Below are 19,765 nucleotides of genomic sequence, written 5' to 3' on the forward strand. Positions count from 1 at the left end.
CCTGTGAACGATCCGAGCGAGTCCCGCCTGCAGATGGCCGCGCACTGGTTGCGGATTGCCCGTCCCGAGCGTGTTCTCGACGAGCTCCAGGGCCTGTCCGGCGACGCTGCGGTCGACTACCGCGCGTACCTGTTCCGCGGTGCCGCGCTGCACTCGCTGGAACGGGATGTCGAAGCGATCGACGTACTGCGGGACGGGCTCGCCCAGCACGGACCGTTCCCGGACATGCTGTACTTCCTCGGGTCGGCGCTGCGTTCGGAGGGCCGGCTGCCCGAGGCCGAGGCGGCGTACCTGCAGGGTCTGAGCCTCGACCCGAACGACGCGAACCTGCTGCTCGGTTACGCGCACGTGTGCCTCGCGGCCGGGCAGGCCGAGAAGGCGAGCGCGCTGGTCGAGCGGGCCGCGTCGCACGCGCCGGAGAGCGTCGCGGTGTCGGCGGCCCGCGCACAGGTGGCGTTCGCGCTCGGCAAGGATCGCGACATGCACCGGCACAGCACCGAGGCGCTCTCGTACGACCCCGAGGACCCGAACGCGCGAGCGCTGCACGGCACGGCGTCGATGCTGAACGGCGACGCCCGCGCCGGGTACAACTCATTGCGGTCGGCCGCGGCCGCCCAGCCTGGTGACGCCGACCTGCGCGCCGCCGCTCGGGAGGCGAGGCTGTTCAACCACCCGCTGATGCTGCCGCTGCGCCCGTTCGCCCGCGTGAACCCGCTGGTCGTCTGGATCGGCGCGGTCGCGGTCATCTACGGCCTCCGCGCCGTCGGCCTGGGCTTCCTGTCCTTCGGGTTCGCGATGATCTGGTTCACGTTCTGCGTCTACTCCTGGGTCGTGCCGCCCCTCGTACGCCGCTGGATCAACAGGAAGTGGGGCTCATGAGTAACGACCGGATCGATGCGCTCCGGAAGGCTGTCGAGGCGAATCCGGATGATGTGCTGCTGCGGCTGGTGCTGGCGGAGTCGTTGACGGGTGCCGGCGAGACCGAGGAGGCACTCGACCAGTACGTGGTGCTGCTGGATCACCACGGGCTGCCCGACGACCAGTTCGTACCGGTCGGAGAGTTGGCTGCGGCGAACGGGCGGCTCGCCCTGCTGCGGAACCTGCTCGAGGCGGCTCGTCAGCGCGGTGTGGTCGAGGGCACCGGACGGCTGCAGCAACTCGTCGACGGCATGATCGCCGAGCGCAGCGGCGTCCGGATCAAGGTCGGGCCGGAGGCCGAGACACCGTACGAGCAGGAGACGGTCAAGGAGACCACCACCTTCGACCAGGTCGGCGGGATGGAGGAGATCAAGCGGGTCATCCACCGGATGGTCATCCTCCCGCAGAGCCGTCCGGAGCTGTACGAGAAGTACGGCCGGAAGTCCGGCGGCGGCGTGATGCTCTACGGGCCTCCCGGCTGCGGGAAGACGCTGCTCGCCCGGGCGACCGCGGGGGAGTGCGGGCTGCCGTTCATCAACGTACGCATCGAGGACGTGATGGATCCGTACCTCGGCGTCTCGGAGCGGAACCTGCACGAGGCGTTCGAGCGCGCCCGCGCCAACGGGCCGTGCGTACTGTTCCTCGACGAGCTGGACGCACTGGCCTTCGCGCGGCACAAGCACGGCGGGTCGGAGGCGCGGCGGCTCGTCGACGTACTGCTGCAGGAGCTGGACGCAATCGGCTCCGAGAACGACGGCCTCCTGGTGCTCGCCGCGACGAACGCGCCGTGGGACGTGGACGAGGCCATGCTCCGGCCCGGCCGCTTCGACCGCGTGATCTTCGTACCGCCGCCCGACGAGCCGGCCCGCGCCGACATCCTGGGCGTGCTGACGCGGGACGTACCGGCTGATGGACTCGACCTGAAGGCGCTCGCCGGGCAGACCGCGATGTTCAGCGGCGCCGATCTGCGCGCGCTGATCGAGCGCGGCGTGGACAAGGTGATCGACGAGGCGCTGACCAGCGGAGGCGAGCCGCCGCTCGGCATGCAGCACCTGACCGGGGCGCTCACCGCGGTGAAGCCGTCCACGCTCGACTGGCTGCACCGCGTCCGTTCGTACATCGAGTTCGCCAACCAGAGCGAACGCTACGACGATGTCGCCGCCTACCTGAAGACCCGGGACGTCCGCCGCCGCCTCAATCGCGACACCAAGAGCTGACTACTTGAGTTTGGACGCTGCGGAGTCGGGCATGGCCTCGTAGCGGGAGAACTGGCGGGTGAAGGACGCTGCGCCGTGCGACAGGGAACGGAGGTCGATGGTGTAGCGGGTGATTTCCACCTGCGGTACTTCGGCCTTCACCAGCGTCCTGTTCTCGCCGACCTTGTCGGTGCCGAGCAGGCGGCCGCGCCGTCCGGAGAGGTCGCTCATCACGGCGCCGACGAGCTCGTCCGGTACGAGGACCGAGACCAGGTCGACCGGTTCGAGCAGGTTCACTTTCGTGGCCGCGGCGGCCTCGCGCAGCGCCAGCCCGCCGGCCATCTGGAAGGCCATGTCCGACGAGTCGACGCTGTGCGCCTTCCCGTCGAGCAGCGTGACGCGGATGTTCACCATCGGATATCCGGCGGAGACGCCCTTCTCCATCTGCGCCCGCACGCCCTTCTCGACGCTCGGGATGAACTGCCGCGGCACCGCACCGCCGACGACCTTGTCGACGAACTCGAACTCCGCGCCGTCGGGCAGCGGCTCCACCTCGATGTCGCAGACCGCGTACTGACCGTGGCCGCCGGACTGCTTCACATGGCGCCCGTGACCCTTCGCCTTGCCACCGAACGTCTCCCGCAGCGGCACCCGGAGCTCGACGGCGTCCACGGTCACGCCGTACCGGTTCGCGAGCGCGTCCAGGACGACGTCGGAGTGCGCCTCGCCCATGCACCAGAGGACGATCTGATGGGTCTCGGGGTTCTGCTCGATGCGCAGCGTCGGATCCTCCGCGGCCAGCCGTTGCAGCCCGGCGCCGAGCTTGTCCTCGTCGGTCTTGGCATGCGCCTGGACCGCGATCGGCAGCAGCGGCTCGGGCATGGTCCACGGCTTCAGCAGCAGCGGGTCCGCCTTGTCGGACAGTGTGTCACCGGTCTCCGCGCGGGTCAGCCGGCCGATCGCGCAGATGTCACCGGCGACCACCTCACCGGCCGGGCGCTGCGTCTTGCCGAGCGGGAACGAGAGGGTCCCGATCCGCTCGTCCTCGTCATGGTCCTCGTGCCCGTGGGCCGCGCCCTCGTGCGCACCGAAGAAGGACGTGAAATGGCCCGACACGTGAACCGTCGCGTCGGGCCTGATGGTGCCGGAGAACACCCGCACCAGGCTGACCCTGCCGACGTACGGGTCCGAGGTCGTCTTCACCACCTCGGCGAGCAGCGGGCCGTCCGTTGCACAGGCGAGGCCCTTGCGGGCGACCCCGTGCGGGGTGAACACGTCCGGGATGGTGTGCTCGGGCGGCGACGGGAAGCCGCTGGTGATCACCTCGAGCAGCTCGAAGGTCCCGATGCCCGACGCGCTGCAGACGGGAACGACAGGAAAGAAGGAGCCGCGCGCGATGGCGTGCTCGAGGTCCTCGATCAGCACCTGCTGGTCGATGTCCTCGCCGCCGAGGTAGCGCTCCATCAGCGACTCGTCCTCGGACTCCTCGATGATCCCCTCGATCAGCGTGCCGCGGAGCTCCTCGATCTGGTCGCCGTACGCCGGATCGGCCGTCGCAGTGGAACGCTTGCCGCCGGAGTACTCGAAGTACGACTGGGACAGCAGCCCGATCAGTCCGTCACCAGCGGGCAGGTAGAGCGGCAGGACTTTGTCGCCGAACGCGGCCTGGGCGGTCGCGAGCGCGTTCTGGTAGTTGGCACGGGCGTGGTCGAGCTTGGTGATCGCGACCGCCCGCGGCATCCCGACCTCGTCGCACTCCTGCCAGAGGGCGCGGGTCGGCTCGTCGACGCCCTCGCTCGCGGAGATCACGAACAGCGCGCAGTCCGCGGCGCGCAGGCCGGCCCGCAGCTCACCGACGAAGTCGGCGTACCCGGGGGTGTCAATGAGGTTGACCTTCACGCCGTCGTGCGGCAGCGAGCCGAGCGACAGGCCGACCGAGCGCTGCTGACGGATCTCGGCGTCGTCGAAGTCACACACAGTGGTTCCGTCGACGACGGTGCCGGGTCTGTTCAGGACCCCTGAGGCCACCAGCAGGGCCTCGACAAGGGTGGTCTTGCCGGCGCCCGACGGGCCGACCAGGACCACGTTGCGGATGGCGGCCGGGCTGTCCGCAGCGGGCGCGGCCCCGGTGCCTTGGGAAGCGTTCGTCTTGTCTGCCATGACGTTCCTCCTGGTCCACCCACGATTCCCCTAACCGACATTTCGCACAAGAGCCCTCAGCCCGCGGATTCGTGTCGGCCCGGCGACCTCCGGACCCTCCGGATCGATAGGGTCGCGGGCATGCGTAGGGCACTCGGGGTAGTAATCAGCACGCTGTTCGCCGTCCTGGCGATGGCCGGTTTCGCCGTACCGGCGAGCGCGGCCACGGCGGAGCAAGGCGACGCGGTGCGGAACTTTCAGATCGACTACGAGGTCACCGCGGACGGCGTCCTGAAGGTGACGGAGACGATCGACTACCACTTCGCGGAGACGGGGCGGCACGGCATCTACCGCGACCTGGTCACCCGCGAGCCCTACCGCGACGACGACTCCAAGGACCAGGAGTACCGGGTCTCGAACATCAAGGTGAAGTCCCTGACCACTGGCGTGAGCGACGACTTCACCAAGACCACGTCGGAGTCGAACAAGGGCCGCTACTCGGCGGAGCAGATCAAGATCGGCTCGGCGGACGACACGATCAAGGGCACCGAGGCGACGTACGAGATCACGTACGAGGTGCGCGGCGCGCTGCGGCACTTCGACGACCACAGCGAGTTGTACTGGGACGCGACCGGCAGTGACTGGGCTGCGCCGATCGACAACGTCAGGGTCACGGCCAGGGTCCCGCAGGGCGTGACCAAGGTGGAGTGCTTCGTCGGCCGCGTCGGCTCGAACGACAACTGCCCGTCCAGCTCGGTCTCCGGCGGAGTGGGTACGTTCGGTGCGAGCCAGTTGGAGATGGGCAACCAGTTGACGATCGTCGCCGGGATCACCGCCGGCGCCGTCCAGAACGACACGCCGATCATCGTCGACCCGCCGAACTGGCTGCAGCGCAACGGCCTGTCCTGGCTGTCCGTGATCGGTGCGGCCCTCGTCAGCGCGGCCGCGATCGTGGTCGCTGCGCTCTACTCCAAGTTCGGCAACAAGGACCAGCGGTACGCCGGGATGCCGCCGGGCACCTTCCCGCCGGACGGGGTCGCGGCCCAGCCGGTGAAGGACGACCTGACCGAGGACCAGATCCCGGTCGCGTTCTCGGCCCCGCGGATCCCGGTGGCCGAGGGCGGTCTGCTGATCGACGCGAAGGCGAACACGGTCGAGACCGCCGCGACGCTGATCGACCTGGCGGTCCGCGGTGGTGTCCGGATCGACAACGACGGCAGCACCCAGAAGGCCGTTCTGCTGAACCCGGCCGCGGCGACCGCGCCCCACGAGCAGGCGCTGATGTCGGGGCTGTTCCCGACCCTGCAGCCCGGCTCGGAGGTCGTACTGGAGCGTGGCGCGGTCGGCGACAACACGATGCGGCATGCGCACAACGAGATGATCAAGGCACTCCGCCAGCAGGTGAAGGCCCGCGAGTGGTACCAGCGGATGCCGCGGGCCGGCGGCGGTTCGGTGTTCAAGAGCGGCTTCGGCTGCGCGTGCATGGCGATCATCGGGTTCTGGGTGGTCGGTGTCGGCCTGATGGGGACCGTGGCGAGCGCCGCGACCGGTGGCGCCGGCCGCGGGGTCGTGGTCGCGGTGCCCGTGATCGCGGTGATTGCGGCCATTGTCGTCTGGATCGTGATCCGTGGCCGTGGGCAACGGAATCCAGCAGGCCGCGCGGTCACCGACCAGTTGGTCGGCTTCAAGAAGTACCTGGCCACCGCCGAGGCGGACCAGCTTCGCTTCGAGGAGGGCGAGGACATCTTCTCGAAGTACCTGCCCTGGGCGATCGCGTTCGGCCTCGCCGACCGTTGGCAGAAGGTCTGCGAGCAGCTCGTCGCCGCGGGCCGCATCCCACAGGACCCGTACTGGTACTCAGGTCCGTCGTACTACACCTCCGGCTGGACCGCGGGAGCAGTCGGCGCGACCCTCGCCCACAGCTTCGACCCGCCGCCCACCCCCTCCAGATCCGGCAGCGGCGGAGGCAGCTCCTCCGGCTTCAGCGGCGGCTCCTCCGGCGGTGGAGGCGGCGGTGGAGGCGGCGGTAGCTGGTAGGGGCGGACCTTACGCTGGGTAGTGTCGCGGTCATGCGTCGTGCTCTCGGGGTTGTTGTCGGCATGTTCGCGGTCGTGCTGGCACTGGCTGGGTACGCCGTACCCGCGCACGCGTCGGTCAGCGAGTTGGGCGATCGGGTGGTGTCGCTCGCGATCGACTACGTCGTGTCGGACGACGGCGTACTGCAGGTCACGGAGACGATCGACTACGAGTTCGTCAGCCGGGAACCGCACGGGATCTTCCGGGACCTGGTGATCCGGGAGCCGTACGTCGACGATCGCTCGAAGGACCAGAAGTACGACGTCTCGAACATCCACGTGTCGTCTCCGACCGCCTCGGCCGAGTTCGAGACGGGTACGGCGAAAACGAACCATCGGCGCGATCAGGTCCTGCGGATCAGGATCGGCTCGGAGGACAAGACGGTCCCCGGTGGCCGCGCGACGTACAAGCTCACGTACGACGTGCGCGGGGCTCTGCGGCACTTCCCCGACCACAGCGAGCTGTACTGGGACGCGACCGGCTCGAGCTGGGAGGCGCCGATCGACCACCTGGTGGTGACGGTCGCGGCTCCGCAGGGAGTGACCCGCGTGGCCTGCAACGAGGGTCCGCCCGGGTCCACGGATCCCTGTGAGGCGAAGACGATCCGCGCGGGCAAGGCCGTGTTCACGCAGGAGTCGGACATCGTCCGCGGCGAAGGGCTGACGATCGTCGCCGGTCTGCAGGCTGGTGCCGTACGCAACGACACTCCGATCGTCGTGGACCCGCCGGGCATCCTGGAGCGCTACGGCGTCAGCTGGCCGGCCGCGATCGTCTCCGTCCTGCTCACGATCGGGGCGTTCGTGACCGGCAAGGTCGTCGGCCGCCGGCGCCGGGATCTGCGGTACGACAGGGTGCCGCCCGGAACCGTGCTGCCGGAGGGCGCACCGACGGTCCCGGATCGCCTGCAGGACAAGGATCTTCCGGTCGTCTTCGCGCCGCCGGACATCACGGCCGCGGAGGGCGGTCTGCTGATCGACAACAAGGCCGACACCACCGAGGTCGCGGCGACACTCGTCGACTTGGCGGTCCGCGGGGCGGTGCGGATCGACAGCGAGGGCAAGGTACGCACGGCCGTACTGGTGGATTCGGCGCTTGCGTCGGCGCCGCACGAGAAGGCGTTGCTCAAGGCGCTGTTCCCGAAGCAAGAGGCCGGGTCCGAGATGCGGCTGGTACAGCCGGCGGTGGGGGACACCCGGCCGGCCCGCGCGGCCAACAACCTGGTCGACTCGGTGCGGGAGCAGGCCGAGAAGCAGAAGTGGTACGTCCGGATGCCACGGCGGGTACGGGTCGTCGAGTCTTCGGGCTACGGATGGGTGCCGCTCGGCTGCGGCGTGTTCCTGGCGGCCGTCGTCGGTGTGTTCAGCGTGATCGTGTACTGCGTGAAGTTCGGTGCGCCGAGCTGGCTGGGGCCGACGCTGGCGGTTGTCGTACCACTGCTGGCCATGGGGAACGCCCTGTTGGACGTGATCCTCGAGCGGCGGCGCGGACGGCGTACTGCGCTCGGACGCGCGTTGACGGATCAGGTGATCGGGTTCCGGCAGTACCTGAGCACCGCCGAGGCGGACCAGCTGCGCTTCGAGGACGGCGAGGACATCTTCTCGAAGTACCTGCCGTGGGCGGTCGTGTTCGGCCTCGCGGATCGCTGGCAGCAGGTGTGCAAGCAGCTCGTCGACTCGGGACGGCTGACCGCGGCACCGGCCTGGTACGCGGGGTCCAGCTCGTACTACGACTCGGGCTGGACCGCCGGGAGCATCTCCACGACGGTCTCCAGTACGTTCGCCGAGCCGCCCTCACAGTCCACGGGCGGCGGCTCGTCCTCCGGGTTCTCCTCCAGCAGCAGCTCGTCCTCGTCGTCCTCGGGCGGCGGGGGCGGCGGCGGTGGTGGCGGGAGCTGGTAGCCCCGGGACCGCTCAGACAGCTCCGCCGGCGGCGGTCGGGGCGGTCGGGTCGGCGCCGGCGTCGCCGACCACCTCGCGGGCCAGGAAGTCCTCGAGGTGGAACAGATTGTCGCCGGCCCGCTTGGCGACGTTGACCAGCGTCTTCATCGCAGCGACCTCCTCGACCTGCTCCTTGAGGAACCACTGCATGAACTGTTCGCCGATGTAATCGCTCTCGTCGCGCGCTGTGCGGGCGAGCGTCTCGATCTGCTTGGTGACGGTGATCTCCTGCGCCAGCGCGAGTTCCAGCGGCTCCGACGCCGACTTGAAGTCGGACTCGACCTCGCGCACGGCCGGGATCTGCGGCCGGATGTCCTTGTCCAGCAGATACTGGACCATCATCATCGCGTGGTTGCGCTCTTCCAGGGACTGCTTGTAGAAGTGCGCGGCCAGCTGCGGCAGATCCTGGTCGTCGTACCAGACAGCGACTGCCACGTACTGCTGTGACGCCGTGAATTCGTTACCGATCTGTTCCTGCAGCAGTTTCTCGTACGTGCTCATTCCGTCAATCTAGTGCTGACCACCTAGTTCGACCACCTCGGCGCTCCCGTCGGGCAGTCCGATCCGCACGGTCGTACCGTCCACCGAGACATCGATGCCCTCGGCAAGCGCCTCCGGCCGGATCGCATCGCGGGTCAGCAGGACGGCGTTCACCAGGACGAGCGGCTCGCCGTTGTGCGGAGCCGTCAGATACGGCGTGGCCGAGTGCGGGCCGAACGGGTTCACGCCGAGCGCCCGGTGGATGCCGCATTCGTCGTACCCGTACAGGTTGACGACCGCAGACACCAGACCGTCGGCATTGCGGGCGGACGAACTGCCCGTTCCGACCGTTGCCTCCGGCAAGGAGTCGCCGGCGACCGCGAAGCCGCCGCTGCGGACCAGTGCACCGGCAGGACCGTCGACCAGCGCGCAGCGGAGCTCCCAGCCGTTGTGTACGACCGAGGTGATCTCGATCCGCCACGGTCCATCGGATCCGAGCCACGCGTTGTGCCACGAGGATCCCGTACGGCCGTCGACGCCGAGCCGCCGGATCCGCCCGCGGCCGCTCGTCGCTCCGTCGGGGGAGACCAGCGTGATCAGGTTGTCGATCCCCGGCTCGTGATCGGACAGGTCCGGGCCCGCATGGTTCGCGTACGCGAGGCGGTTGTAGTGCGCGTCGCCCGCCGGCTCCACGCCCTCCGGCTCTTTCGGGGGAGCGTGGTCGGTGCCGTGGTTCACCAGCTGCACGACCTGGTCGTGGCGGCTCGCGTGCACGATCCACCCCGGCTCCGGCATCGCCTTCAGCTGGTCCGCGTCGTCGAGCGGGATCGGGTCCTCCGGGTCCGACCAGACCGGGTGCTCCGGCGGCAGGATCAGCCCGACGAAACCCTTCGAGGCCCAGTACGGCGAGCCAGGTCCGGAGTACTGCTGCGTGGTCGGCAGGAACGTGTCGTACCAACCGAGCGTGAGAACACCCCGCTCGTCCGGTACGCCGTGCTGGACGAAATGCCGCGCGATCCCCGAGCACAGCCGGCGTGTCTCACCCGGCGTCAGGGGAGTGGAGTCGAGCAGCGCGCCCATCCAGTACGGGGTCGCGGACGCCATCCGGTACGTGAGCGAGCGGCCCTGGTAGACCGGGGCGCCGTCGTTGCCGACGAGGTACACCGCGTCCTCCAGGAACAGCTTGATCCGTTCCTTGTACAGCTTGAGGCGGTCCTCGTACTGGGCGCCCGGTGTGGCGGCGGCCATCCGCGCCCACAGGCCCGGGTACAGGTGCATCGCCCAGCCGATGTAGTTGTCGAAGTTCTGCCCGTCGCCGTCGGAGTACCAGCCGTTGCCGACGTACCAGTCCTCGATGCGGTCGAGGCCGGCGTCGATGTCGCTCTGCTCGAAGGGTGCTCCGACGGAGGCGAGGAACTGCTCGCTGACCACCTGGAACAGACGCCAGTTGTTGTCGTGCGTCGTGGAGCCGTTGAACCCGCCGAGCCACTCCGCGACGTGTTCCTGCGCCCGCGTGTCGAGTCGGTCCCAGATCCATTCGCGGGTCTCGTGCAGCGACACCGCGATCGCGGCGGCCTCGACCATCTGCTGGGACTTCGGGGTCAGCCGTAGCCACGCCTCGGGGTGGTCCGGGTTCGCACCGTTCGCGACGCCGCGGGCGTACCGCTCGATCAACTGCTCGCAGCCCTTGCCCTGCACGCCGGCGATCCGGAACGCGGCGAGCATGAACGACCGCGCGAAGCCTTCGAGCGCGTCGGACGCCGTACCGGACCGGCTCGGACGGCCCGGCAGCTCGACCAGCGACGCGCCGGGGGAGAAGTACGGCACCAGCGAGTCGAGCAGATGATCCGCCAGCGCCTCCCAGTGCGCCCGCACCCACCCCGTCTGCCGGGACAGCTCACGATCAGTATCGGGCAGGATCAGGCGGTTCATGCGAGCCTTCCGAGTTCGGTTGAGCTGATGGCGTGTGCGAGCGGTTTGCCTGCGGCGAGGCGTTCGAGTTCGCCGACGGCGAGTTCGCCGAGGCGGGCGATCTCGTTGCCGACGGCACCGGCGACGTGCGGGGTGACGAAGACGTTCGGCAGGTCGAGCAGCGGCGAGTCCGGCGGCAGCGGCTCCGGGTCGGTGACGTCGAGGACCGCGTCGATCCGGCCGGACGCGCACTCGGCGAGCAGCGCATCGGCGTCGATGATCTTGCCGCGCGCGGTGTTGATGAGTACGGCGTCGTCCTTCAGCAGACCGAGCAGCCGAGCGTCGACCAGGCCCACCGTCTCAGGCAGCAACGGCGCGTGCACGCTCAGGATGTCGCTGCGGGCGAAGAGCGTGTCGTTGTCGACCAGTTCCGCGCCCAGCGCCGCGGCCTCACCGGCGGTCAGATAGGGATCGCTGATCAGTACGTGCAGATCGAACGAGCGCAGCCGCTCGGCGACCATCTTCGCGATCCGGGACGCTCCGAGCAGGCCGACCGTCGCGCCGTAGTTGCCCGGCATCCCGTGCGCATCGCCCTTGCGCCGCTCCAGCCGGTACTGCGCGGCGAGCCGGAACGCCCGCTTCCCGGCCATCACGATCGCCGCGACCGTGAACTCGGCGACCGGCTGCGCGTTCGCGGTGGCCGCCGACGAGACCTGGATGCCGCGTTCGAAGGCGGCCGGATCCACGATCGCCTTGACCGAGCCGGCCGCGTGCAGGATCGCCTGCAGCTTCGGCGCCGCGTCCAGAACCTCCGGCCCGATCCGCGGACAGCCCCAGCCGGTCAGCAGTACGTCGACGTCCGGCAGTGCTGCCCGTACGGCGGGATCGGCGAGGAAGCCGTCGCCGGGGCCGATCGGCAGGACGGTGGCGACGGCGTCCAGGCGCTGCCGGACCGGCGGCACGAGCACCTGGGCGCGGGTGCTGTCGCTCATCGCCAGCATGACGGTCAGGGCGGGGCGTGGTTCGAGGCTCACGCTGACAACCTAGCAAGCGCTTTCCGAGCTGTCGCGCCGAGGACCGGGTCGTGGAACCGCCGAAATCTTTCCGCATCTTTCCTGGTGGACGGAATTTGTCCGCGAGGTCGAGGCGTTGGGAAACTGTAAGTGCCTACCGGCAACTGCGAAGAAGGAGACGACGATGCTGCGACCGGACGACCTCTACGAGATCGTCGACGAGTCGGTGGCGACCGGCCCGGCGGCGACGCCGAAGGTCCTCGTGCACTCGCTGGACGGCTTCATGGACGCCGGCCAGGCGGGTCGCGTGACCGCCGACCACCTGCTCGAGGTGCTCGAGCACCGGTTGCTGGCGCGGTTCGACGTCGACCTGCTGCACGACTACCGGGCCCGGCGGCCCGAGGTGACGTTCGCGGAGGACCGGTTCACCGACTACACGCCGCCGCACCTGTCGCTGCACCTGGTCACCGACGACGCAGGCGTGGACTTCCTGCTGCTCGAGGGCGTCGAGCCCGACAACCACTGGGACCGGTTCGCCGGCGCGGTCCGGCAGCTCATCGACCTCTACAACGTGACGCTCACGGTCGGTGTGCACGGCATTCCGATGGGTGTTCCGCACACGCGGCCGCTCGGCCTGACGGCGCACGCGACGCGGCCCGAGCTGGTCACCCGGTCGAACATCTGGGACGGCGAGATGCAGTTGCCGTCCAGCGCCGGGACCATGCTTCAGGTCCGCCTGGGCGAGGCCGGCAAGGACGCGATGGGCTTCGCGGTGCACGTCCCGCACTACCTGGCCGAGAACCGCTTCCCGAGTGCGGCGCTCGCGCTCGTGCACGCGATCTCCGCGGCGACCGGCCTGCTGCTCCCTAGCAAGGCCCTGCTCGACGAGGCCGCCGTCACGGGTCGCCTGGTCGACGAGCAGGTCGACGCCTCCGAGGACGCCTCGGCCGTCGTCAAGGCCCTCGAAACGCAGTACGACGCCGCAGCCGGCTCCCTGAGCCGCAAGAGCCTCCTCGCCGACTCCACTCCATCCGCCGACGAGCTAGGCGCCGAGGTAGAACAGTTCCTAGCCGACCTCAACCGCGAAGACGACAACTAACCCGCGCCCCACCCGGTCCCGCACCCCACCCGGTCCCGCACCCCACCAGGGCCCGCACCCCCGGTCCCGCACTCCACCAGGTCCCGCACCCCCGCCGCGTCCCACCCCGTTCCACCCGTCCCACTCAGTCCCGCGCCCCTCCGCACTCCCCGCATTTGGCTGGCAGACCCAGCAAGTGTGGGGTTCCGGACCCTGGTTGACGGTCACAGACCCCACATTTGGTGGGTCTGCCAGCCAATTTGGTGGGTCTGCCAGGCAAATGGGGCCGGTGGCGCTTGGGGAAGGGCGGGCGGTGGTGAGTGGTGGCGGGCGGCAGCGGGTGGTGGCGGGTGGTGGCGGGCGGCGGGTGGGCGCGACGTGATGGTTTGCACAGTGGGGGTGGGGGTGGCGGCGGGCTGATGCTGTCAGGATGAGGCATGCCTGAGTCGCTGGAGGATCTGGTCGAGCTGCTCGACCTGGAGATGATCGACGTCGACCTGTACCGGGGTCGTCAGCCGCAGACCTCGATGCAGCGGGTGTTCGGCGGGCAGGTGCTGGGCCAGGCGCTCGCCGCCGCCAGCCGGACGGTCGACGCGGAGCGCGTGGTGCACTCCCTGCACGGGTATTTCCTGCGCGCCGGCGACACCTCGGTGCCGATCGTGTACCGCGCGGAGTCGACCCGCGACGGCGGATCGTTCAGCAGCCGGCGCGTTGTCGCGTCGCAGCACGGCAAGCCGATCTTCTACATGTCCACGTCGTTCCAGCGGCCCGAGCCCGGCCTCGACCACCAGGACCCGATGCCGGACGACGTCGTACCGCCGGAGGAGGCGCCGCGCCTCGCGACCGTTCTGGAGATGCGGAGCGGTCGGCCCGCCGCCGACTGGGACCGGGAGTGGGCTGCTCTCGACGTACGGCTGGCGGGTGTGACCGGGCGGCAGTTCTGGATCCGTGCCGCCGGCAAGCTTCGCGACGAGCCGGCACTGCACGCGTGCGTGCTCGCCTACGCCAGCGACCTGACGCTGCTCGGCGCGAGCCTGCTCCCGCACAGGATCGTGATCGGCGACCGCCGGATCCAGCCCGCGTCGCTGGACCACGCGCTGTGGTTCCACCGCCCGTTCCGCGCCGACGAATGGCTGCTGTACGACCAGTCGTCGCCGTCCGCGTCCGGCGCCCGCGGGTTCGCGACCGGCCGCCTCTACAACCAGGCCGGCAGCCTGGTCGCCTCCGTCGCCCAGGAGGGCCTGATCCGGCCGGTCGGTCTCGAACTGGACGAACAGAACTGATTCCCTGCTATCGTGATTGACATGTTCAAGCGCGCTGTAGAGACGACGACGCCGGAGTTTGTCCCGGCGCGCTGACACCTGACTGTCACACCGAAGCCCCGGGGCGAGTGCCCCGGGGCTTTGTCGTTCCCGTGGTCCCTCGCCCATTCTCACTGAGGAGACCACCATGTACGACCACCGCAAACTCGGCCGCGAACTCGGCCTGTTCGACTCCGACCCGCTGATCGGCGCGGGCCTGCCGTACTGGCTGCCTGCCGGCGCCGCCGTCCGGCGTGCCCTTGAGAGCTACATCGCCGAGGTGGAACGAAGAGCCGGCTACCAGCAGGTGTACTCGCCGGTGCTCGCCAAGAAGGAGCTCTACGAGATCTCCGGCCACTGGGCGAAGTACCACGAGGACATGTATCCGCCGATGGAGATGGGCGGGGAGGAACTCGTACTGCGGCCGAGCATCTGCCCGCACCACGCGCTCATGTACCGCTCCCGCTCGCACAGCTACCGCGAGCTCCCGCTGCGGTACTCGGAGCTGGGCGGTCAGTACCGGGCGGAGCTGTCGGGCGCGATCGCCGGACTCAACCGGGTCCGCGCGATGCAGCTCAACGACGCGCACATCTTCTGCCGTCTCGACCAGGTCGCCTCGGAGGCGGCCTCGGCCCTGCAGCTGATCAACCAGGCGTACGCGGACATGGGGATCGCGGCCTCCCGGTACGTGCTCGCGCTGCCCGCGGCCGATGCGGAGTTCAACAGCCCGTCGAGCAAGTACGTCGGTGACGCGGCAAGCTGGGCGCAGGCGGCCGAACTGCTTCGCGAGGTGCTGAAGGACGCGGGCGTCGAGTACGAGGACGCGCCCGGCGACGCAGCGTTCTACGGGCCGAAGATCGACATCCAGATGATGGATTCGGCCGGCCGGGAGTCCAGCCTGTCGACCATCCAGATCGACTTCCACCAGCCGGCCGCGTTCGGCCTCGAGTACATCGGTGCCGACGGCAACAAACACCGGCCGGTGATCGTACACCGGGCGATCGTCGGCAGCATCGAGCGGGCGATGGCGCAGCTGATCGAGGTGCACGGCGGGGCGTTCCCGGCGTGGCTCGCGCCGGTGCAGGTCGTCGTACTGCCGATCTCGGACCACGAGGAGAGGCTCGCGGTCGAGGTCGCGCGCCGTGCGATGGACCGTGGCCTGCGGGTCGAGATCGCGCACGCGGACGAGGGCAGTCTCGGCGCCCGCATCCGCGAGAACCGCCTCGCGCCGTACCAGGCCGTCATCGGCGCCCGCGAGGCCGCAGCGGGTCAATTGGCGGTCCGCGAACGCGACGGCAGCAAGTGGGACGCGGCTCCGATCGGCCAGGTGCTGGACCGGATCCGGCGCGAGGCGGAGCCCCAGGCCATCGCAATTGCCGACGACGAGGAGGCTCGAGCGTGAACGCCGTCAGTGGCGGGCGATTGTGATGGCCTGGCGGTTCAGCCTTCCTGCAGTTGGCCGATCAGGTGCGTCACGTCGTGCTGCTCGTCGTACAGCGCGAAGTCGAGTGTCTTACCGGCCGGCTGGTGGCCGAACTGGACGCGCGACGGGAGCAGCAACGGCTTGCGGAAGTCCACGCGGACCGTGAACGCGTCCGGCAGCTGACCGGACCGCTGGATGGAGGCGAGCGCGGCGGCCTTGGCCCACATGCCGTGGGCGATCTGGCGCGGGAACCCGAACGCCTGGGCGGTGAGCTTGAACAGGTGGATCGGGTTCCGGTCGCCGGACGCCGAGGCGTACCGGCGGCCGAGGTTGCCGCGCAGGTCCCACCAGGCGTCCGCGCTGAGCACTGGGTCCGGCAGCAGGTCGGCGTGCGCGTCCGGCGTACCGGCGGAGCGGCTGAGCAGCGTGGTGAGGTCGCTCCACACCAGCTCGTGATCGACGAACACCTCGCTGATCACGTCGAACACGGTGCCCTTGGGGTGCGGGCGTTCCGGCGTACTGTGCACGCGGATCGACGGCTCCGCGTGCAGCGGGAGCGGCTGCTTCTGGGTGATCGTGTTGGACAGGTGCACGATCCCCATCGGCTTGTACGGGAACGAGGGGTCGGACATCAGGTCCAGGTGCAGCGGGAAGGCCAGGACGTGCGGGTACGTCGGCGGGAGTGCGGGACCGGCCTGGAAACCGGTGACCTCGCGATACGCCGTCAGGTGGTCCTGGTCGATCGCCGACCGGGGGAGCTCGAGCGTCAGGCCGTCCTCGTTCGGCTCGTAGTCGGCGCGCCGCAGCGTGGCCTTGACGGTCCGTGCGTACAGCGAGCCGAGGCCGGGGGAGTCGTCGTACCGTCGGGTCGGCATGTCAGGCGCCCAGGAGGCTCTGGCCGCAGACGCGGACGACGTTGCCGGTGACGCCCGCGGACGCCGGATCCGCGAACCAGGCGATCGTCTCGGCCACGTCGATCGGCAGGCCGCCCTGCTGCAGCGAGTTCAGCCGGCGGCCGACCTCGCGGATCGTGAACGGGATCTTCGCGGTCATCTCGGTCTCGATGAAGCCGGGCGCGACGGCGTTGATCCGGATCTGCTTGTCCGCGAGCACCGGCGCGAGCGCCTGCACCATGCCGATCACGCCGGCCTTCGAGGTCGCGTAGTTCGTCTGGCCGTTGTTGCCCGCGATGCCGGCCATCGACGAGACGCCGACGATCGAGCCGCCGTCGCGGAGCGCGCCGGACTCGACCAGGTGCTTGGTGATCCGCTCGGGCGCGCGCAGGTTGACGTCGAGGACGGCGTCCCAGGCGTCGGTCCGCATGTTCACCAGGCGGCGGTCGCGGGTGATGCCGGCGTTGTGCACGACGATGTCGAGACCGCCGTGCTGCTCCTGCGCGTGCGCCGCGATCCGCTGCGCGGCGTCGACGGCGGTGACGTCCAGGAGGAGTTCGGTGCCGCCGATCCTGGAGATCACCTTGCGCAGCGGGTCCGCGTTCTGCGGTACGTCGACACCGATGACGGTCGCGCCGTCGCGGGCCAGGGTGTTGGCGATCGCGGCGCCGATTCCGCGGGCGGCTCCGGTCACCAATGCCGTACGTCCCGCCAGCGGCCGGTTCGGGTCGTTGCTGACCAGTGGGCCGGTCCCGATCCGGGCGACCTGGCCGTCGACGTACGCCGACTTGGGGGACAGGAAGAAGCGCAGCGTCGAGTCGAGCTGCTCGTGAGCGTCCGGCGCGACGTACACGAGGTTGACGGTGGCGCCGCGCTTCACCTCCTTGCCGAGGCTGCGCGTGAAGCCCTCGAGGGCGCGCTGCGCGACGTGCTGGTCGGTGGAGGTCGCGAGCTCGGGCGTACGGCCGACGACGATCACGCGTCCCGCCGGGGCGAGCTGGCGGATGACGGGGGAGAAGAACCGCTGCAGGCTGGACAGGTCCGCGGTCGAGGTCGCGCCGGTGGCGTCGAAGACCAGAGCCTTCGGGCGGATCCCGATCGACGCGACGCCTTCGGTGGCCGTACTGAAGGAGGCGCCGATGTCGCGCAGCAGGGCCTGGATCGCCTTGCCGGCGTCGGTCTCGCCGATCGCGCCGAAGACGACCGTGCCGTCGATCACCGGCGCACCCTCGGTCCAGCGGGGCAGCGGCAGCGGGTCGGGCAGGCCCAGGTTCTTCACCAGGGTCTTGCCGAGCGGCGTCCGGGTGAAGGTCTGGTAGCGATCCGTCATCTCAGCTCCTACTTCTCGAGGATGGCGACGACACCCTGGCCACCCGCGGCGCAGATCGAGATCAGCCCGCGGCCGCCGCCGTTCTCGTCCAGTTGCTTCGCCAGCGCGGCGACGATCCGCCCGCCGGTGGCCGCGAACGGGTGCCCCGCGGCCAGCGAGCTGCCGTTCACGTTCAGCTTGTTTCGGTCGATCTCGCCGAGCGGAGCGTCCAGGCCGAGCCGTTCCTTGCAGAAGATCGGATCCTCCCACGCCTTCAGCGTGGAGAGAACCTGGGACGCGAACGCCTCGTGGATCTCGTAGTAGTCGAAGTCCTGGAGGCTGAGTCCGGCGCGGGCGAGCATCCGCGGCACGGCGTACGCGGGAGCCATCAGGAGGCCCTCGGCGCCCTTCACGTAGTCGACCGCGGCGGTCTGCGAGTGGGTCAGGTACGCCAGCGGGCGCAGACCGTGCTCCTCGGCCCACTCGTCCGTGGACAGCAGGACCGCGGACGCGCCGTCGGTCAGCGGGGTCGAGTTGCCGGCCGTCATCGTCGCGGTCTCGCCCTTTCCGTACACCGTACGGAGCTTGGCGAGCTTCTCGAGGGTGGTGTCGGGGCGGAGGTTCTGGTCCTTCTCGAGACCGAGGTACGGGGTGATCAGGTCCTGCTGGAAGCCGCGGTCGTACGCCTTCGCGAGGTTGATGTGTGAGCGGTAGGCCAGCTCGTCCTGCGCCTCGCGGGTGATGCCCCACTCGAGCGCGGTGAGCGCGGCGTGGTCGCCCATCGACTTCCCGGTCCGCGGCTCGGCGTTGCGCGGGATCTCCGGGACGATGTCCTTCGGGCGCACGCGGGCCAGGACCTTCAGGCGGTCCGGGTACGTCTTGGCGCGGTTGAGATCGAGCAGCACGCTGCGCAGGTGATCGTTGACGGCGAGCGGCGCGTCCGAGGCGGTGTCGACGCCGCCGGCGATGCCCGCGTCGATCTGGCCGAGGGCGATCTTGTTACCGACCAGGATCGCCGCCTCGAGACCGGTCCCACAGGCCTGCTGGATGTCGTACGCCGGGGTGGTCGGGGCGAGCTTCGACCCGAGCACCACCTCGCGCACCATGTTCCAGTCGCGGGCGTGCTTGAGGACCGCTCCGGCGACCACCTCGCCGACCTCCTGACCGCCGAGGCCGGTGCGGTCGACGAGACCGTTCAGCGCGGCGGTGAGCATGTCGGAGTTGGAGGCGTGCCGGTAGGTCTTGTCCTGCCGGGCAAACGGAATCCGGTTGCCGGCGACCACGGCCACCTTGCGTGGTTCGGTCACGATGTCTCTCCTGCTCTAGTGGAGCGGGTCTGGGGCCTGCTGGATTTTCCTGCTGGGCGTAGGGCCTTCTGTCCTACGGCGGTGGCGAGCGTGGCGGTGATCGCCGTCGACCGGACGGTGCCGACATCGGCATGATGCACCACCGGATGTCCCGGTTGGCTGCCCGACACGATCAGACCGACCCTTGCCATGTGCAACGATCCGAGGGTCTGCGTGTACAGATGGTTGGCGAGATAGGCGGTGTCGACCTCGTCGAACACCCCGGTACGCTGGCCGGCCTTCAGGATCTCGGCGATCCGGTCGAGCGGCGCGGCCATCGCCGTACCGAGTTTGACCATCACCGGCTCGGTGATCTCGCCGAACAGTTCCTCGCCGGTGCGGCGCAACAGGCTCATCGCGCAGTCGGTGAAGGCCGGGTATTGCAGGCAGAAGTCGACGAACGCCTCGCTCAGCGCCTTGAGCCGGTTGAGCGGTGCGCGGCGCGGATTGTCGGTCTCCCGGAGGCGCTCGTCCAGCTCGGCGAGGTAGTCGACCAGGGTGAGCGCGAACAGCTCCTCCTTGCCGGAGAAGTGCCGGTAGATCAGCGCCTTGTTGATCCCCACGCGCTTGGCGATATCGTCGATCTGGGCGTCGATCGTGCCACGCTCGTCGAAGATCTCCCGGGTGGCGCGGATGATGTCCCGCTCCCGGTCACGCCGACGCTCCGCCGTCGTCCGGCGGCGTCCGATCGCGAGCAGCGCGGAGCTCATGAACCGATCTTAGCCACAGTGGTACCCCTTGGTGC

15 protein-coding genes are annotated in these 19,765 nt (G+C 69.6%); 7 read left to right on the forward strand and 8 right to left on the reverse strand.

The annotated features are described in order from the left end of the window. Positions 1 to 3: 3 nt before the first annotated feature. Both ACGFI6_RS22180 and ACGFI6_RS22185 read left to right on the forward strand, forming a co-directional pair. Entirely contained in the window at positions 4 to 879 is an 876-nt protein-coding gene (locus ACGFI6_RS22180) for a tetratricopeptide repeat protein (protein ID WP_393121359.1), read from the forward strand. Continuing rightward, complete coding sequence (locus ACGFI6_RS22185; RefSeq protein WP_393121362.1) at positions 876 to 2,135, forward strand: tetratricopeptide repeat protein; 1,260 nt, start codon at positions 876 to 878, stop codon at positions 2,133 to 2,135. Before ACGFI6_RS22180 ends, ACGFI6_RS22185 begins: the two co-directional genes overlap by 4 nt. Here the strand turns inward: ACGFI6_RS22185 and ACGFI6_RS22190 are convergent, their stop codons facing one another. Further along, complete coding sequence (locus tag ACGFI6_RS22190; RefSeq protein WP_393121365.1) at positions 2,136 to 4,274, reverse strand: elongation factor G-like protein EF-G2; 2,139 nt, start codon at positions 4,272 to 4,274, stop codon at positions 2,136 to 2,138. Positions 4,275 to 4,394: 120 nt separating this feature from the next. Between ACGFI6_RS22190 and ACGFI6_RS22195 the strand changes: the two genes are divergently transcribed. Continuing rightward, positions 4,395 to 6,290, forward strand: coding sequence for a DUF2207 domain-containing protein (locus ACGFI6_RS22195; RefSeq protein WP_393121368.1), 1,896 nt, complete (start codon positions 4,395 to 4,397; stop codon positions 6,288 to 6,290). Between the two features lie 32 nt (positions 6,291 to 6,322). Next, a complete protein-coding gene (locus tag ACGFI6_RS22200) occupies positions 6,323 to 8,227 on the forward strand; it encodes a DUF2207 domain-containing protein (protein ID WP_393121370.1) in 1,905 nt (634 codons plus the stop codon). A gap of 12 nt (positions 8,228 to 8,239) precedes the next feature. Here the strand turns inward: ACGFI6_RS22200 and ACGFI6_RS22205 are convergent, their stop codons facing one another. From ACGFI6_RS22205 to ACGFI6_RS22215, 3 genes are read right to left on the reverse strand one after another with little or no spacing between them, the layout of a single operon-like run. Continuing rightward, positions 8,240 to 8,767, reverse strand: a complete 528-nt coding sequence (locus tag ACGFI6_RS22205; RefSeq protein ID WP_393121373.1) for a ferritin — start codon at positions 8,765 to 8,767, stop codon at positions 8,240 to 8,242. 9 nt (positions 8,768 to 8,776) lie between these two features. Beyond that, complete coding sequence (locus ACGFI6_RS22210; RefSeq protein WP_393121376.1) at positions 8,777 to 10,678, reverse strand: DUF2264 domain-containing protein; 1,902 nt, start codon at positions 10,676 to 10,678, stop codon at positions 8,777 to 8,779. Then, positions 10,675 to 11,691: a hydroxyacid dehydrogenase gene (locus ACGFI6_RS22215; RefSeq protein WP_393121379.1), complete on the reverse strand. Its 1,017-nt coding sequence runs from the start codon at positions 11,689 to 11,691 to the stop codon at positions 10,675 to 10,677. Before ACGFI6_RS22215 ends, ACGFI6_RS22210 begins: the two co-directional genes overlap by 4 nt. A 163-nt stretch (positions 11,692 to 11,854) precedes the next feature. On the opposite strand from ACGFI6_RS22215, the gene ACGFI6_RS22220 reads away from it, so the two are divergent. From ACGFI6_RS22220 to thrS, 3 genes are all read left to right on the forward strand, one after another. Beyond that, a complete protein-coding gene (locus ACGFI6_RS22220; protein ID WP_393121382.1) occupies positions 11,855 to 12,769 on the forward strand; it encodes a proteasome assembly chaperone family protein in 915 nt (304 codons plus the stop codon). A 416-nt stretch (positions 12,770 to 13,185) separates the two neighbouring features. After that, entirely contained in the window at positions 13,186 to 14,031 is an 846-nt protein-coding gene (locus ACGFI6_RS22225; RefSeq protein ID WP_393121385.1) for an acyl-CoA thioesterase, read from the forward strand. A 166-nt stretch (positions 14,032 to 14,197) separates the two neighbouring features. After that, positions 14,198 to 15,451, forward strand: a complete 1,254-nt coding sequence (gene thrS, locus ACGFI6_RS22230; RefSeq protein ID WP_393121388.1) for a threonine--tRNA ligase — start codon at positions 14,198 to 14,200, stop codon at positions 15,449 to 15,451. 38 nt (positions 15,452 to 15,489) lie between these two features. Here the strand turns inward: thrS and ACGFI6_RS22235 are convergent, their stop codons facing one another. Genes ACGFI6_RS22235 through ACGFI6_RS22250 form a run of 4 tightly spaced genes read right to left on the reverse strand, consistent with a single transcriptional unit; the run spans position 15,490 to position 19,730 of the window. Beyond that, positions 15,490 to 16,347, reverse strand: coding sequence for a MaoC/PaaZ C-terminal domain-containing protein (locus ACGFI6_RS22235; protein WP_393121391.1), 858 nt, complete (start codon positions 16,345 to 16,347; stop codon positions 15,490 to 15,492). 1 nt (position 16,348) lies between these two features. Continuing rightward, positions 16,349 to 17,695 (reverse strand): 3-oxoacyl-ACP reductase, encoded by a 1,347-nt coding sequence (locus ACGFI6_RS22240; RefSeq protein WP_393121394.1) that lies wholly within the window; start codon positions 17,693 to 17,695, stop codon positions 16,349 to 16,351. Between the two features lie 8 nt (positions 17,696 to 17,703). Beyond that, positions 17,704 to 18,981: an acetyl-CoA C-acetyltransferase gene (locus ACGFI6_RS22245; RefSeq protein WP_393121396.1), complete on the reverse strand. Its 1,278-nt coding sequence runs from the start codon at positions 18,979 to 18,981 to the stop codon at positions 17,704 to 17,706. Next, complete coding sequence (locus tag ACGFI6_RS22250) at positions 18,978 to 19,730, reverse strand: TetR/AcrR family transcriptional regulator (protein ID WP_393121399.1); 753 nt, start codon at positions 19,728 to 19,730, stop codon at positions 18,978 to 18,980. The genes ACGFI6_RS22245 and ACGFI6_RS22250 overlap by 4 nt, the downstream gene beginning before the upstream one ends. Positions 19,731 to 19,765 lie beyond the last annotated feature (35 nt).

This window comes from Kribbella sp. NPDC048928 (assembly GCF_043197975.1).
Lineage (GTDB): Bacteria > Actinomycetota > Actinomycetes > Propionibacteriales > Kribbellaceae > Kribbella.